The sequence below is a fragment of the Nocardioides sp. genome (assembly GCF_036267815.1).
Classification (GTDB): domain Bacteria; phylum Actinomycetota; class Actinomycetes; order Propionibacteriales; family Nocardioidaceae; genus Nocardioides.
Genome location: NZ_DATAVI010000074.1, coordinates 1 through 14,470, shown reverse-complemented (window position 1 = coordinate 14,470; position 14,470 = coordinate 1). Strand labels below are relative to the sequence as shown.

Annotated in this window: 12 protein-coding genes; 6 read left to right on the top strand and 6 right to left on the bottom strand. The window is 71.2% G+C overall.

From position 1 onward, the window contains the following. Positions 1 to 132: 132 nt before the first annotated feature. The 4 genes from VHW64_RS16190 to VHW64_RS16175 form a co-directional block, all read right to left on the bottom strand. Positions 133 to 1,599 (bottom strand): purine-cytosine permease family protein, encoded by a 1,467-nt coding sequence (locus VHW64_RS16190; protein WP_329651608.1) that lies wholly within the window; start codon positions 1,597 to 1,599, stop codon positions 133 to 135. Continuing rightward, complete coding sequence (locus tag VHW64_RS16185) at positions 1,596 to 2,408, bottom strand: purine-nucleoside phosphorylase (protein WP_329651607.1); 813 nt, start codon at positions 2,406 to 2,408, stop codon at positions 1,596 to 1,598. Before VHW64_RS16185 ends, VHW64_RS16190 begins: the two co-directional genes overlap by 4 nt. A 4-nt stretch (positions 2,409 to 2,412) precedes the next feature. Then, positions 2,413 to 3,834 (bottom strand): MFS transporter, encoded by a 1,422-nt coding sequence (locus VHW64_RS16180; RefSeq protein ID WP_329651606.1) that lies wholly within the window; start codon positions 3,832 to 3,834, stop codon positions 2,413 to 2,415. 145 nt (positions 3,835 to 3,979) lie between these two features. Continuing rightward, entirely contained in the window at positions 3,980 to 6,187 is a 2,208-nt protein-coding gene (locus VHW64_RS16175; RefSeq protein ID WP_329651605.1) for an MMPL family transporter, read from the bottom strand. 140 nt (positions 6,188 to 6,327) lie between these two features. On the opposite strand from VHW64_RS16175, the gene VHW64_RS16170 reads away from it, so the two are divergent. Then, complete coding sequence (locus VHW64_RS16170; RefSeq protein ID WP_329651604.1) at positions 6,328 to 7,488, top strand: sensor histidine kinase; 1,161 nt, start codon at positions 6,328 to 6,330, stop codon at positions 7,486 to 7,488. Then, positions 7,440 to 8,075, top strand: coding sequence for a response regulator transcription factor (locus tag VHW64_RS16165; RefSeq protein WP_329651603.1), 636 nt, complete (start codon positions 7,440 to 7,442; stop codon positions 8,073 to 8,075). Before VHW64_RS16170 ends, VHW64_RS16165 begins: the two co-directional genes overlap by 49 nt. Positions 8,076 to 8,090: 15 nt before the next feature. On the opposite strand, the gene VHW64_RS16160 is transcribed toward VHW64_RS16165, so the two are convergent. Continuing rightward, complete coding sequence (locus VHW64_RS16160) at positions 8,091 to 9,263, bottom strand: class I SAM-dependent methyltransferase (RefSeq protein WP_329651602.1); 1,173 nt, start codon at positions 9,261 to 9,263, stop codon at positions 8,091 to 8,093. Between the two features lie 275 nt (positions 9,264 to 9,538). Between VHW64_RS16160 and groES the strand changes: the two genes are divergently transcribed. Together groES and groL are read left to right on the top strand one after the other, a co-directional pair. Beyond that, complete coding sequence (gene groES, locus VHW64_RS16155) at positions 9,539 to 9,832, top strand: co-chaperone GroES (protein WP_329651631.1); 294 nt, start codon at positions 9,539 to 9,541, stop codon at positions 9,830 to 9,832. An 86-nt stretch (positions 9,833 to 9,918) separates the two neighbouring features. Further along, positions 9,919 to 11,538: a chaperonin GroEL gene (groL, locus tag VHW64_RS16150; RefSeq protein WP_329651601.1), complete on the top strand. Its 1,620-nt coding sequence runs from the start codon at positions 9,919 to 9,921 to the stop codon at positions 11,536 to 11,538. A gap of 88 nt (positions 11,539 to 11,626) precedes the next feature. Here the strand turns inward: groL and VHW64_RS16145 are convergent, their stop codons facing one another. After that, the gene (locus tag VHW64_RS16145) at positions 11,627 to 12,295 is read right to left on the bottom strand and encodes a hypothetical protein (protein WP_329651600.1); all 669 of its coding nucleotides are present in this window, start codon (positions 12,293 to 12,295) and stop codon (positions 11,627 to 11,629) included. 251 nt (positions 12,296 to 12,546) lie between these two features. On the opposite strand from VHW64_RS16145, the gene VHW64_RS16140 reads away from it, so the two are divergent. Then, positions 12,547 to 13,161, top strand: a complete 615-nt coding sequence (locus tag VHW64_RS16140; RefSeq protein WP_329651599.1) for a hypothetical protein — start codon at positions 12,547 to 12,549, stop codon at positions 13,159 to 13,161. 432 nt (positions 13,162 to 13,593) lie between these two features. Next, positions 13,594 to 14,470 (top strand): IMP dehydrogenase (gene guaB, locus VHW64_RS16135; protein WP_329651630.1); only part of this gene is annotated, 877 nt, incomplete at its 3' end.

Here is a 14,470-nt window from a genome sequence, read left to right as displayed (position 1 = left end):
AAACCCGCCGAGTCGGCCCGTAGGTACGTGGAAAACCCGCCGAGTCGTCATACGACGACTCGGCGGGTGTGTGCTTTTCTGACGGGTCGGCGAGTTGTCCACGTACATTTGCGCCGACTCGGCGTCCGTTGGCTAGCGTTCCTGGGCGCGGACGCGGGCGGCGCCGAGGAGCAGGTAGCCGACGACGCCGATCGCCAGAGCGATCGGGACGCCCAGGCTGGCGCCGGACCACGTGCCGGTCTTCCCGCCGAAGCCGGCGCCGAGCAGGTAGCCGAGCCAGCCGAGCCCCTTGGCGCCGTACGGCTGCACGACCAGCCCCCACCCGATCGCCGTTGCGACGACCATGACGGCGAACGCGGGCCAGCCCACGGCGCCGTACCGGCCCTCAGCGGCGAACAGCGCCGGCTCGTCGTAGTCCCGACGGCGGAGCCACAGGTCGGCCAGGAAGATCCCGCACCACGCGGCCATCGGAACGCCGAGCGTGATCAGGAAGCCCTCGAAGATCCCGAGGAAGTTGTCGGCCGAGACCCACACGATGTAGATCGTGCCGAGCACCATGAGCACTCCGTCGACGCCGGCCGCGACGTACCTCGGCGTGCGCAGTCCCAGAGACAGCAGGGTCAGGCCCGACGAGTAGAGATCGAGCATGGCGCCGCTGATGAGACCCGCGACGGAGACCAGGACGAACGGGACCAGGAACCAGTTGGGGAGCACCGAGGCGAGCCCGCCGATCGGGTCGTTCTGCACAGCGGCGTTGAGCGACGACGACGAGGCGCACAGCAGGAGGCCAAAGCCGACCAGCACGACGACCGGCAGGCTTCCGCCGAACGTCGGCCAGAAGACCACGCCGCCGGCGCGGGTGCTGCGGGGGAGGTAGCGCGAGTAGTCGGCGGCGGTGTTGACCCAGCCGAGACCGAAGCCGGTGAGCACGAGGATCGTCGCGCCGATCACGGCCGCCGTGGTCCCGGACTTCAGCGACGTGGCGCTGTGGAGGTGGATCTTGTCGAGGGTCAGCGCGATGTAGACCGCGGTGACGATCACCATGGCAATCGTCAGCCAGCGCTGGATCCGCATGATGGCGTCGAACCCGAGCACGCCCGCACCGACGATCGCCGCGGCGACGACCAGGAAGGCCACGATCTTCACGGCGTTCCCGCTGCTCCAGCCCAGCTGGGCGAACACGGTGGCGACGGCCTTCGTCGAGAGTGCCACCAGCACGGTCTCCCAGCCCACCAGCAGCAGGTACGACACGATGCCTGGCAGCGTGTTCCCGTAACGGCCGAACGGCGCTCGCGACAGCACGAGCGTCGGCGCGGAGCCGCGCTTGCCGGCGATCGAGACCAGGCCGACCAGGAAGAAACCCACGACGATGCCCACGACGCCGGCGACAACGGCCTGGGCGAAGCCGATGCCGTAGCCGAGCACGAACGCGCCGTAGGACACCGCGAGCACCGAGATGTTGGAGGCGCACCACGGCCAGAACAAGTCAGCCGGAGCTCCCTTGCGCTCGGACTCGTCGATGACGTTGATGCCGTTGGCCTCGATGCCGCTCGGTGCGGGTGGGGCCTTGCGGGTCGACGACTCGTCGATGGCAGTCATGGTGCTGTCCCCTCTCTGACCAGGCCCGCGAGCAGCGGGCCCATCCCTGCGGCCGTGCGTTCGGCGACGGCCACCACCTCGCTGGGGTCGATGCCCGAGTCCTGACCCTCGACGGCGGTGACCGTCGACAGTCCGAGCACCTCCATGCCGCATTCTCTTCCGGCGACGGCCTCGGGGACCGTCGACATCCCGAGCACGTCACCGCCGATCCGGCGTACCCACTCGGCCTCCGCGAGGGTCTCGTAGTGGGGTCCCGGCAGCCAGGCGTACGTCGCCTCCGCCAGGGAGGGGTCGAGCGCGCGGGCCAGGCTCCGCAGCCGAGCCGACCAGCAGTCGGTGAGGTCGACCCGGAGCTCTTCGGAGCGGAGGGCTCCCTCGACCGGCGAGCTGCCGGTCAGGTCGAGGTGGTCGCGGACCAGCACCGCCTGGCCGATCTCGAGGTCGGGGTGCAGCGAGCCGTTGGCGTTGGTGAGCAGCGCGAGCCGGCAGCCGGCAGCGGCTGCCGCCCGGACTCCGTGCACGACCGGACGCAGCCCGTGGCCCTCGTAGAGGTGCGTACGCCCGGAGAGCACGAGCGTGGCAGTGCCGTCGACGTCGTACGACGCGATGGTGCCGCGGTGGCCCTCCGCGACGGGCGCGAGGAAGCCGGGCACCTCGGTCATCGGGAACGCCGCCACCGGCTCGCCGAACGAGTCCGCCGCCGGCCCCCAGCCCGACCCGAGCACGACGACCGCGTCATGCCGTTCGATGCCGGTGAGCTCGGCGAGGCGTTCCGCCGCCTGCTCCGCCAGCGACCGCGAACCCGTCACCCGCTCACGGTAGCGAGGGCCGGCGTCGTCGTGCGCGCAGGAGGTCCTGGACGCCGATCGCGACCGCGACCGCGACGAACACCAGGGCCGCGATCACCGCGTTGCGCAGGGCGTCGGCGTACGCCGCGTGCCCGCTGCCCGACACGGAGTTGAAGAACACCGCGCCGATGACGGCCTGGCCGACCGCGAGGCCGATCCGCTGACCGGTCTGGAGCACTCCGCCGGCCGTGCTGCCCATGGCCGGGTCGACGTCCATCAGCGACAGGGTCTGGTTGGGCGTGATCAGGGCGCCCTGGCCGCAGCCCATCACGAACAACGGGATCGCCAGGAAGCGCCCGGCATGTCCGGGCGGTACGTGCGGGGCGATCGTGGCGAGCCCGATCGCGCCCACCCCGAACATCACCGCACCGCCGACCACCAGAGGGCGGCCGATGCGGGTCACGAACCTCCCGCACAGCGGCGCCGACACCGCCGCGCCGACGGCGTACGCCGTGACGCCGAGCGCGGACTGGATCGCGGTGTAGCCCAGCCCCTGCTGGTAGAAGATCGCCAGGACCAGGGGGAGACCGGCCATGGCCGGGAAGAAGGTCAGCGCCAGGGTGATGCCGGCGACGTACGACGGTCGGCGGAACAGGCGGAAGTCGACCAGCGGCTCGGCGGACTCGTCGGTCATCCGCCGCTCCCGGCGGTAGAACAGCACGCCGAGCACCAGGGCCGGCACCCCCAGCAGGGCGAGCCGGGCGTCGTGGAGGGCGTCGTACTGCACGCAGGCGAACAGCACGCAGAACGTCGCACCGCCGAGGAGTGCGGCACCGAGCAGGTCGAGCCGGTGTCCGACGCTCTCGGTCGGCGCCGGCAGCAGGCGACGCGCCAGGAGGATGACGACGATCCCGATCGGGATGTTGACGAAGAACACGAGCCGCCAGCCCAGGGTCGGGCCTCCCAGGGCGATCAGGGCGCCGCCCACCACCGGTCCGATCGCGGTCCCGACGCCCACGGTGGTGCCGAGCACGCCGAACGCGCGACCCCGCTCGGCGCCGTGGAACATCTGCTGGACCAGACCCGAGACCTGCGGGTTGATCAGGCCGCCGGACAGCCCTTGCAGCACACGGGCGGCGATCAGGATGTGGGCGTTGGGCGCGATGCCCGAGAGCAGAGAGGTGGCCGCGAAGCCGGCCACCCCGACCTGGAACATCACCCGTCGGCCGTGGTCGTCGCCCAGCTTGCCGCCGAGCACCGGCACCAGGCCGAAGGCCAGCGTGTAGCCCGACACGATCCACTGGAGCTCGGCGTTCCCGGTGCCGAGGTCGCGACGGATGGACGGCAGCGCGACGTTGGTGACGCTGACGTCGAGCAGCGACATGAACAGCGCGCTACAGCAGACGATCAGCGCCACCCATCGCGAGCGGCTGTCGTCGTCGGTCACCCGGGGATCCTGTCAGGCTCGTCGAGTTGGCCCTCCGGGTCCCTCGAGTTGGCCCTCCGGGTCTGTTGCGGCGCCCGCATGCCCCACTCGTGTGACCCGGGGAGCCAACTCAACGAGCCAGGAGGGCCAACTCAACGAGCCCGGCTCAGCGAGCTCCGACCGGCTCGGGCCGGTGCTCGGGCTCGACGACGGCGCCGTGCGGGCGGCGCACCCTCCCCGGCCACCAGGCGCGCTCACCGAGCAGCACCAGCGCGGCCGGAAGGATGACGAGCCGGATCAGGGTCGCGTCGATCAGGATCGAGGCGGCCAGCGCGACGCCCATCATCTTCATCTCCAGCATGCTGAGGGTCATGAAGATGGCGAACACCGAGACCATCACCGAGGCCGCACTGGTGATGACGCCGGCGGTGTCGGTGACGCCGCGCTCGACGGCCAGTCGGGCGGGCAGGCCGCGCACCGCGTGCTCGCGGATCCGGGCCAGCACGAACACGTTGTAGTCCATCGACAGCCCGACCAGGACCACCATCACGAACAACGGGATCCAGTCGATCACGAACCCCGGAGTCGTGAAGCCCAGCGGGCCGGCGAACCAGCCGTGCTGGAAGACCAGGGTCAAGATCCCGAACGCGACGCCGACCGACAGCAGGTTCAGCGCCGAGGACAGGGCCGCGACCACCAGGCTGCGGAAGGCCATCGTCATCATCACCAGCGTCAGCAGGAGCACGAACCCGATCACGTACGGCAGCCGGTCGGACTGGTGGGTGGCGTAGTCGAGCGACTCGGCGACGTCACCGCCGACGGCGTGCTGGACGTGCATCCCGGACAGCGCGTCGGGCACCAGTCGGTCACGCAGCTGTTGGACGGCCGCGCCGGACCGGTCGTCGGACTCCGAGTAGGGGATCGGGAGCACGACGCGGACCGTCTCCCCGTCGGGGGCCGTCTGGATCGCGCCGTCTCCGGCCTTGTCGAACGACGGTGTCGCGGCTGCCGAGGTCGACAGTCGACGCAGGGCGTCGACGACCTGTCCGCGCTCGGACCTCGTGCCGTGGACGACGACCGTCGCGGCCGCGCCCTGGCTGGGGAACTCGTCGGCGATCTCGCGCAGTGTCTGCACCTGGGGGATCGAGGCGGGCAGCGTGTCGAGGTTCGCGTCGTGCACCTTCATGCCCAGGGCCGGAGCAGCCAGGGCGACCAGCGCAGCCAGCGACACGACCAGCGCGGCCACCGGGCGTCGTAGCACCGGGCCCAGGATGCGGCGGCTGATGCCGCCCTGGCCGAGGCGACGGGTGATCCTCCGGTTGACCCGCCACAGCAGCGGGACGCGGGGCCGGTCGGTCCAGCGGCCGAGCTTGGCCAGCAGGGCGGGCAGTACGGTCACCGACCCGATGACGGCGACGGCCACGACGACGATCGCGCCCGTGGCGAGGGAGTCGAACGTCGCTCCGCCGACGATGAACAGGCCGGCCATCGAGGCCACCACGGCAGCCCCGGAGACCAGGATGGAGTGGCCGGACGTGGCGGCGGCGATCTCGACGGCGTCGAGCGTGGTGTGGCCCGCCGCTCGCTCCTCGCGCTCGCGCTTGAGGTAGAACAGCGAGTAGTCGACGCCGACGGCCATGCCGATCAGCACGATCATGCTGGTGACGGTCGGCTCGGCGTGGATGAGGTGCGACAGCGGGGCGCTGATGCCCATCGTGGCCGCCACGGACGTGACCGCCAGCAGGATCGGGACGCCGGCGGCGATCAGCGCGCCGAAGGCCAGCAGCATCAGCAGGACCGTGATCGGCAGGCTGATCCCCTCCGCGGAGTGGAGGTCGTCGGCGACGCGGTCGTTGATCGCGGTGTTGACCGAGACGTCGCCGGCCTCGCGGACCCGGAGGTCGTCACGGGCCCGGGCGATCTGGGCGACCCGGGCCTGGATCTGGCTGACGTCGTCCACGGTGCTCTTCACGTGCACGTCGACCAGCGCCGCCGTGTGGGCGGCGTTCCACTGCGGTGGGGTCACGTTCGTGACGCCGTGGAGGCCGGACAGCCGGGTGCGCAGCTGGCGGCCGATGGCGTCGACCTGCGCGTCCGACGCCTTGCCGCCGTCGCGGGCGGTGACCAGCACGCTCTCGGTCTGGTCGTCGGCGAAGCCGCCCGAGGCCTGCATGGCGTCGGCGCGACCGGACTCCCCGATCCGGTAGTCGGCATCGGTCGTCTGCTTGGTCGAGATGAGCGCGGCGAGCGCGACGGCGAGCGCGACGAACGCGAACCACGCGCCGATCGCCCGCCACGGATGGGATGCGCTCCACCGGGCGGCTCGCAGGGGGACGCGAGCGACGAGGCTGGGGCGGTGCAGATGCGGCGACATGGCGGGCTCCCCCGAGTCGGTGTGATGCGGACTCGTCCAGCGTCGTGCGATCCGGCCGGCCGAGCAGGAGCGCCAGGACCCGGATCCGGGGTAGGCCTAGGCCCCCTGCCCACGAGCCTGGGATCGGCCAGACTGACCACGTGAGGATCAGCCGGATGTCGCGGGCGGGCCGACTGCGCCTGACGGGGTACGCCGCGCTCCAGCTGCTGCTGTCGGTCCCCGCGCTCGTGCTCTTCGTCGTCGACGTGGCCGCGATGGTCCTGTCGATCCTGGTGGTCGGGGTGCCGCTGCTGATGGTGCTGCTGCCGGTGACCCGCTGGTTCGCGCGAGTGCACCGCACGATGGCCGGCGTCGTCCTCGGCGTGGACGTGCCCGCGTCGTACCTGCCCTATGACAGTGCCAGAGGGGTCGCGCGGCTGCGGATCGCCGCCGCCGACCCGATGACCTGGCGTGACCTGGCGTGGCTGGTGGCGGCGATGCCGCTGGCGTTCACGGCGTCGCTGACGGTGCTGGTCCTCTTCGCGCCGGTGGTCACCGGAGTCGTGTGGTGGTACGCCGTGGGGCCGCTGATGTACTACCGCAGCCGGGCCGACCAGTGGCTGCTGGCGTTCGGCACGACCGAGCGGCTCGAGCAGCGCGTCGAGGTGCTGACCGAGACCCGCAACCAGAGTCTCGACAGCGCGGCTGCCGAGCTGCGCCGGATCGAGCGCGACCTCCATGACGGTGCGCAGGCACGGCTGGCCAGCCTGGGGATGACGCTCGGCATGGCCGCCGAGCTCGTCGAGCGCGACCCGGAGACCGCCCGCCGGATGCTGACCGAGGCCCGCGAGACCAGCAGTGCGGCGCTCGGCGACCTGCGCGACGTCGTGCACGGGATCCATCCGCCGGTGCTGGCCGACCGTGGGCTGACCGCGGCCGTCGAGGCCCTGGCCCTGGATCTCCCGATTCCCGTGGAGGTCGGCGGCGACGCGCCGTCCGGACTCCCGGCACCGGTCGAGTCGGCGGCCTACTTCGCGGTCGCCGAGTGCCTGGCCAACGTCGCCAAGCACGCCCGCGCCTCGCGCGCGTGGGTCGAGGTCGGTCAGGCAGCAGGCCTGCTCTCGGTCGTCGTCGGGGACGACGGTCGCGGCGGCGCCGACCCGACGTCCGGGACGGGCATGCGGGGGGTCGCGAGACGGCTCGCGGCCTTCGACGGCACGATGAGGGTGTCGAGCCCGAAGGGCGGGCCGACCCTGGTCACCCTGGAGGTGCCGTGCGACTCGTCCTCGCCGAGGACCACGCCCTCCTCCGAGACGGGCTGATCCGGATCCTCGAGGCGCACGCCCACGAGGTCGTCGCGGCCGTGGACCACGCCGACGACCTCGCCACCGCGCTGGCCGACCCGACCGCGGACGGCGCCGTGCTCGACGTCCGCCTGCCGCCCACCCACACCGACGAGGGGCTCCGCGCTGCCGTCGCCGTCCGTACCCAACGCCCGGGCTTCCCGGTGATGGTGCTCTCGCAGTACGTCGAGCGCATCTACGCCCGAGAGCTGCTGGCCAGCGGCCAGGGCGGGGTCGGCTACCTGCTCAAGGACCGCGTCGGCGACGTCGGGGAGTTCGTCGACTCGCTGGCCCGGGTCGCCGGGGGTGGCACCGTCCTGGACCCGCAGGTCGTCTCCGCGGTGATGGCTCGGCAGGCGCCGGTCGAGCGGCTCACCGCGCGCGAGCGGGAGGTGCTCGCGCTGATGGCCGAGGGTCGCTCGAACGCCGCGATCGCCGCGGCCATGGCGGTGACCGAGAAGGCCGTGGGCAAGCACACCAACAACATCTTCACCAAGCTCGACCTGCCGGTCGCACCCGACGACAACCGCCGGGTGCTGGCGGTGCTCGCCTGGCTCGGCGTCTGAGCGCATCTCAACGGCTCAGAAGGGCTCGACGAGGAGGGCGGTCCCCTCGCCGGCGACCCGGGTGAGCACGATCGTGGCGGCCCCGTCGCCGCGCAGGTCGAGGCGCTGCCGCAGCTGCTCGGGGACGACGTCCACGCCGCGCTTCTTGATCGTCAGCGTGCCGACGCCGCGCTCGCGCAGCGCGGCCCGGAGCTGCTTCTCGCGGTAGGGCAGCTGCTCGACCACGCGATAGCCCCGGGCGAACGGCGAGCGGTACGCCGCGTCTGCGGAGAGGTAGGCGATCCTCCGGTCGAGCAGGTGGCCCTGGACCCCGGCCGCGACCGCGGTGACCAGTCCCGCCCGGATCACGGCGCCGTCCGGCTCGTAGAGGAACGCGCCGACGGGGCCGGTGCCCGCGCCCGGGTCGTCCTCGTCGGTGAGGGTGGCCAGGCCGCCACGTCCCAGGACGGTGGCGCGGCGACGGACCGTGGCCAGAGGCGGTGACCACAGCACGGCCTCCTTGACCTCGCCGGCGTCGCTGACCCACTCGGCCTCGACCCCGGCCGGCAGCAGGGAGTGCGCGATCCCGGGAGCGACCTTGACGCACGCGTGGCGCGTGAGCAGGGACTCGACGAAGGACCAGGGCGGCGCCCAGTCGTCGGCGTGGAACGTCCGCCCGCGCCCGCTGCGCCGAGCTGGGTCGGCGTACGCCGTGGCGAACGGCGTCACGTCCAGCTCGGTCGCGTCGCCGACCCCGACCGCCCCGCCGAGCCCGAGGGCGGCGAGGTTGGCCCGGGCGATCTCGGTCCGCAGCGGGTCGAGGTCGATCCCGGCCGTCGTCAACCCGGCCCGCGCGAGCTCGACCAGGTCGCCACCGATGCCGCAGGTCAGGTCGACCACGCTCGGTCCGCCGAACGCGATCCGGGCGGCGCGGTGACGCGCGACCGAGGTCCGGCTCGCCTGCTCGAGCCCGTCCCGCGTGAAGTACATGTTCGCGGCGTCGTCGCCGAGCTTGGCCGCCGCGCGCCGCCGCAGCTCCACCTGGCCGAGCGCCGTCGCTACTCGCGCTGCCCTGTCGTCGGCCGACCCCGGCACGACCTCGCGCAGCGCCCTCTGCACCTCCAGCGGCCTCCCCTCCGCCGACGTCGCCGCGGCGAGCAGCGCCTGGCCGTCGTCGGTGAGCAGCCACCGGAACGTCGCGAGGTCCATCCGGCCATCCTGTCAGTGCCCCGCGGAGCGAACCCCCGCCCCACCCGGGACCGGGGAGCCCGGTCACCGAGCAGGGACCGACGTTGGCACTCGTTGTCGACGAGTGCTAGTTTCGGCACTGGCACTCTCGACCTGAGAATGCCAGCCGCCTGCTTCGACGCACGACCCCCGCGACGGCGTACGTCACCGCAGGCTTCAACGTCCGGGAGCAACTGCTCCCGAGTCCGAACCATGCACATCACGTGCCAACCGCAAGGGAAGTGGAGGTCGACATCGTGTCGGTCAACATCAAGCCTCTCGAGGACCGGATCGTGGTCAAGCCTCTCGAGGCCGAGCAGACCACCGCCTCCGGCCTGGTCATCCCGGACACCGCCAAGGAGAAGCCCCAGGAGGGCGAGGTCATGGCGATCGGCCCGGGTCGCATCGACGACAACGGCAACCGCGTCCCGCTCGACGTCGCGGTGGGTGACAAGGTCATCTACAGCAAGTACGGCGGCACCGAGGTGAAGTACGGCGGCGAGGAGTACCTCATCCTCTCCGCCCGCGACGTCCTCGCCGTCGTCTCCTGATTCGTCTCTCACTTCGGGTCGTCCGCCTGACGACGGGCGCGAGCCCGGTCTCGGGCGGACGACCCGATCTCATCTGAGGAGCACACATGCCCAAGATCCTGGAGTTCGACGAGCGCGCACGGCGGTCGCTCGAGCGCGGCGTCGACGCCCTCGCCGACACCGTCAAGGTGACGCTCGGCCCGAAGGGCCGCTACGTCGTCATCGACAAGAAGTGGGGCGCCCCCACGATCACGAACGACGGCGTCACGGTCGCTCGCGAGATCGAGCTCGACGACCCGTTCGAGAACCTCGGCGCGCAGCTGACCAAGGAGGTCGCCACCAAGACCAACGACGTCGCGGGTGACGGCACCACCACGGCGACCGTCCTGGCCCAGGCGATGGTCCACGAGGGGTTGCGCTCGGTCACCGCCGGCGCCAACCCGATGGGTCTCAAGCGCGGCATGGACGCCGCCGCCGAGGCCGTCGGCGATGCGCTGCGCGACGCGGCTCGCGAGGTCGACTCCAAGGAGGACATGGCCTCGGTCGCCACGATCTCCAGCCGGGACTCCGTGATCGGCGAGCTCCTCGCGGAGGCGTTCGACAAGGTCGGCAAGGACGGCGTGATCACCGTCGAGGAGTCCAACACGCTGGGCACCGAGCTGGAGTTCACCGAGGGCATGCAGTTCGACAAGGGCTACATCTCGGCGTACTTCGTCAGCGACGCCGAGCGCATGGAGACCGTCCTCGACGATCCCTGCATCCTGCTGCACCAGGGCAAGATCTCCGCGATCTCCGACCTCCTCCCGCTGCTGGAGAAGGTCATCGCGGCCGGCAAGTCGCTGTTCATCCTGGCCGAGGACGTCGAGGGCGAGGCCCTGTCGACGCTGGTGGTCAACAAGATCCGCGGCACCTTCAACGCCGTGGCGGTCAAGAGCCCGGCGTTCGGCGACCGGCGCAAGTCGATGATGCAGGACATCGCGGTCCTGACCGGCGGTCAGGTCGTGGCTCCCGAGGTCGGGCTCAAGCTCGACCAGGTCGGGCTCGACGTGCTCGGGAGCGCTCGTCGCGTCGTGGTGACCAAGGACAACACCACCATCGTCGACGGCGGCGGCGATACCGGCGAGGTCGAGGGCCGCGTCAACCAGATCAAGGCCGAGATCGAGAACACCGACTCCGACTGGGACCGCGAGAAGCTCCAGGAGCGTCTCGCGAAGCTGGCCGGCGGCGTGTGCGTGATCAAGGTCGGCGCCGCCACCGAGGTGGAGCTGAAGGAGAAGAAGCACCGCATCGAGGACGCCGTCTCCGCGACGCGCGCCGCGATCGAGGAGGGCATCGTCCCCGGGGGCGGCTCGGCGCTCATCCACGCGGTGAGCGTGCTCGACGGCGACCTCGGCCTCACCGGCGACGAGGCGGCCGGCGTCCGGATCGTGCGCCGCGCGGCCGACGAGCCGTTGCGCTGGATCGCCGAGAACGGCGGCGAGAACGGTCACGTCATCGTCGCCAAGGTCCGTGAGGGCAAGACCGGCGAGGGCTACAACGCCGCCACCGGCGAGTACGGCGACCTGGTCGCCCAGGGTGTGCTCGACCCGGTCAAGGTCACCCGCTCCGCGCTGGTCAACGCCACATCGATCGCCGGCATGCTGCTGACGACCGAGACGCTCGTCGTCGACAAGCCCGAGGACGAGGAGCCCGCCGCGGCCGGCCACGGCCACGGCCACGGGCACTGACCTCTCCACCACGCCAACGCGCCGAGTCATCCGATGATGACTCGGCGCGTTGGCCTGTCTCGGGGCAGCTCCCCCTTGATGGCGTGGCTCACAGGCGTGGCCGCACGACGACAGAGCCGTCGGCGGGAACCGTCCAGCAAGTGAAGTTCGGTGTGTCACAACGCTCGTCCGCGAGCCCCTGTGGCGTGAAGTGCTCGTGGGAGTCCGTCCGTCCCGTCAGCTCGTCCACCCAGCTGACGTCGTAGACGATGCGGTACGGCGGCGAGTCGGCCGTCACCGGACCGATCGGAAAGTACGTGCGCGGGAACGTCGTCGAGGCCTGGAACGCACCGATGGCGAAGCGACCGTGAAAAGTCCTGTCGGAGACGGCTTGCCACTGCGGAAGGCGGCTCAGGTCCCTCGGGTCGTCGACCTGGTCCTGGAGCTCGACCGTGAGCGTGACCAGCTGGGTGTGGTCCAGAGGCAGCGAGTAGAGGCCGTAGGTCGAGTCGGCCGTTCCCACCTTGACCTCGGCGGATGCCATCAGCGAGACCGGCTTCCCCGAGTCGCTCCCCTCGGTCGCTGTGACGAGCTCGTGGCTGGTCCAGCCGGCTCCGAACTCGACCTTGCCCCAGTCGCCGTCCTGCTCGTAGGTCGCCGCGGACGCGGCCCCGGCGGCGGTCGTGAGCAGGACCGCGAGTGGTGCCGCGGCAGCGGCAACTGCGAGTGCGACACGCGAAGGTCGCAGGCGACGAGATGCGCGTTGACGTGTGGACATGCGGTGATCCTCCGAATCTGAGGTCCAGACAGGCTGGTGTGGGTGATGTCGGAGAGCGTCGAGGCTCAGCCGCGCCACCGTCTGTCAGGCCCGCGACGCTCCCGTGGGGGGCCGACCGAGGCTTCGCGTCGTTGCCCGGGCTGCGGGTCGGTTGTGTCACGGCCCCGATGGTCCGCCGTTCGCCGTTCGCCGATGGTCGTCACGTCCCGACCGGGACGAACCATCCGACGAACAGCGTGAGGAGAACCATCATGTCGAAGAACGCGAACACCCAGGCGGCGCCCAGATCGGGGAAGGGGGCGGCGGCTCTCCTGGCGGGACTGGTGGGCGCCGGCCTCGCGGCCACCTTGGCCGGCCCTGCCCCCTCGGCCTCGGCGATGATCACCGATCGGAACCAGGGCACCGGCAACGTCTACTTCGCCGATGCGAGCTGGAACCCGACGCCGGCTCTCCGGGCCACCGAGGGCGCGAGGATCGAGCTGTCGACCGGCGGGCTCATCGTGACCCCGGACACCACGGCGAAGGCCGGGGTCCAGACGGCCAAGGTGACCTACGAGCTCCTGAAGCGCAACGACCGCACGAAGGGGTACGACGTGGTCAGGACTCGGGAGAACACGGTGCCGCTCCAGTACCACGGCGCCAACGTGAGTCAGTCGATCGCAGGATCGGGAACGCTCGCCGAGGCCAGGCGTGGTTCCTTCGAGAGCTACGAGATTCGGGTACGGGTCTCATGGTGGGTGGACGGGAAGTTCCAGAGCCAGGTCCAGCTCACGCCGGACAAGGCGAGCGAGCTCTCGTGTGGCACCGTGAACCACTGCTCGATCTACGCACCCGGGAACGGGCCGGCTCGCTTGGGCTTCGTGTGATCGTGTCGCAGCCGAACAGGCCGGACGGCTCGCAGGTGCTGAGACCACCTGCGGGCCGTTCGGCCGTCTCCCGTCGTCCAGTCCGCGTCCGCGTCCGCGCTGCGCGGTGCTGGCCACCGGCGCGGTCGTCCCGTCGCGGTGACGCCCGCTGCAGCGGCGTGCTCACGCCTCCCCCAGCCAGACGGCCCGCGCAGCTCTGCGGCGTCGTTTGCCAAATCCCCCGCTGAAGCGGGGGAGTTGGCACTTATTGGCCGCTGCAACCCCCAAGAAGTGTCAAGAGCCCCGGGTAAGCGGGGGTTCGTGTGACTGCTGTGACCCGCGGCACGGGGGCGTGGTTGGGGCAGGGGTCGCCGATAGGATGGAGGAGTGGAGAGCGAGCCCGAGACCGTGTCGGAGAGCGTGTCGGCAAGCGTGCCCGAGAAGTTCGCCCTCATGGGGCTGACCTACGACGACGTCCTGCTGCTGCCCGGGTACTCCGACCTGGCCCCCGGCGACATCGACACGACGACCCGGCTGACCCGCGAGATCACGCTCAAGGCACCGTTGGTCAGCGCGGCGATGGACACCGTCACCGAGAGCCGGATGGCGATCGCCATGGCCCGTGAGGGCGGCATCGGCATCCTCCACCGCAACCTCTCGATCGAGGAGCAGGCCTACCAGGTCGACCTCGTCAAGCGCACCCAGACCGGGATCATCTCCAACCCCGTCACCATCGGCCCGGACCAGACCCTGGAGGACCTCGACCGCATCTGCGGGGAGTACCGCGTCTCAGGGCTGCCCGTCGTCGACACCGACCAGCGTCTGCTCGGGATCATCACCAACCGCGACCTGCGCTTCACGCCGGTCGCGGAGTGGTCGACCACCAAGGTCGACGAGGTGATGACCCCGATGCCGCTGATCACCGGGCCGGTCGGGATCACCCGCGACGAGGCGACCCGGCTGCTTCGTCAGCACAAGCGCGAGCGGCTGCCGCTCATCGACGAGGCCGGCCACCTCGGCGGCCTGATCACGGTCAAGGACTTCGTCAAGGGCGAGCAGTTCCCCGATGCGTCGTACGACGACCACGGGCGCCTCCTGGTCGGCGCCGCGATCGGCTACTTCGGCGACGCCTGGCTCCGGGCGACGACGCTCGTCGATGCCGGCGTCGACGTCCTCGTCGCCGACACCGCGCACGGCAACGTCACGATGCTGCTCGACATGGTGCAGCGGCTCAAGAGCGACCCGGCCACCAAGCACGTGCAGGTCATCGGCGGCAACGTCGCCACCCGCGCCGGTGCCCAGGCCTTCGTCGACGCCGGCGCCGATGCGG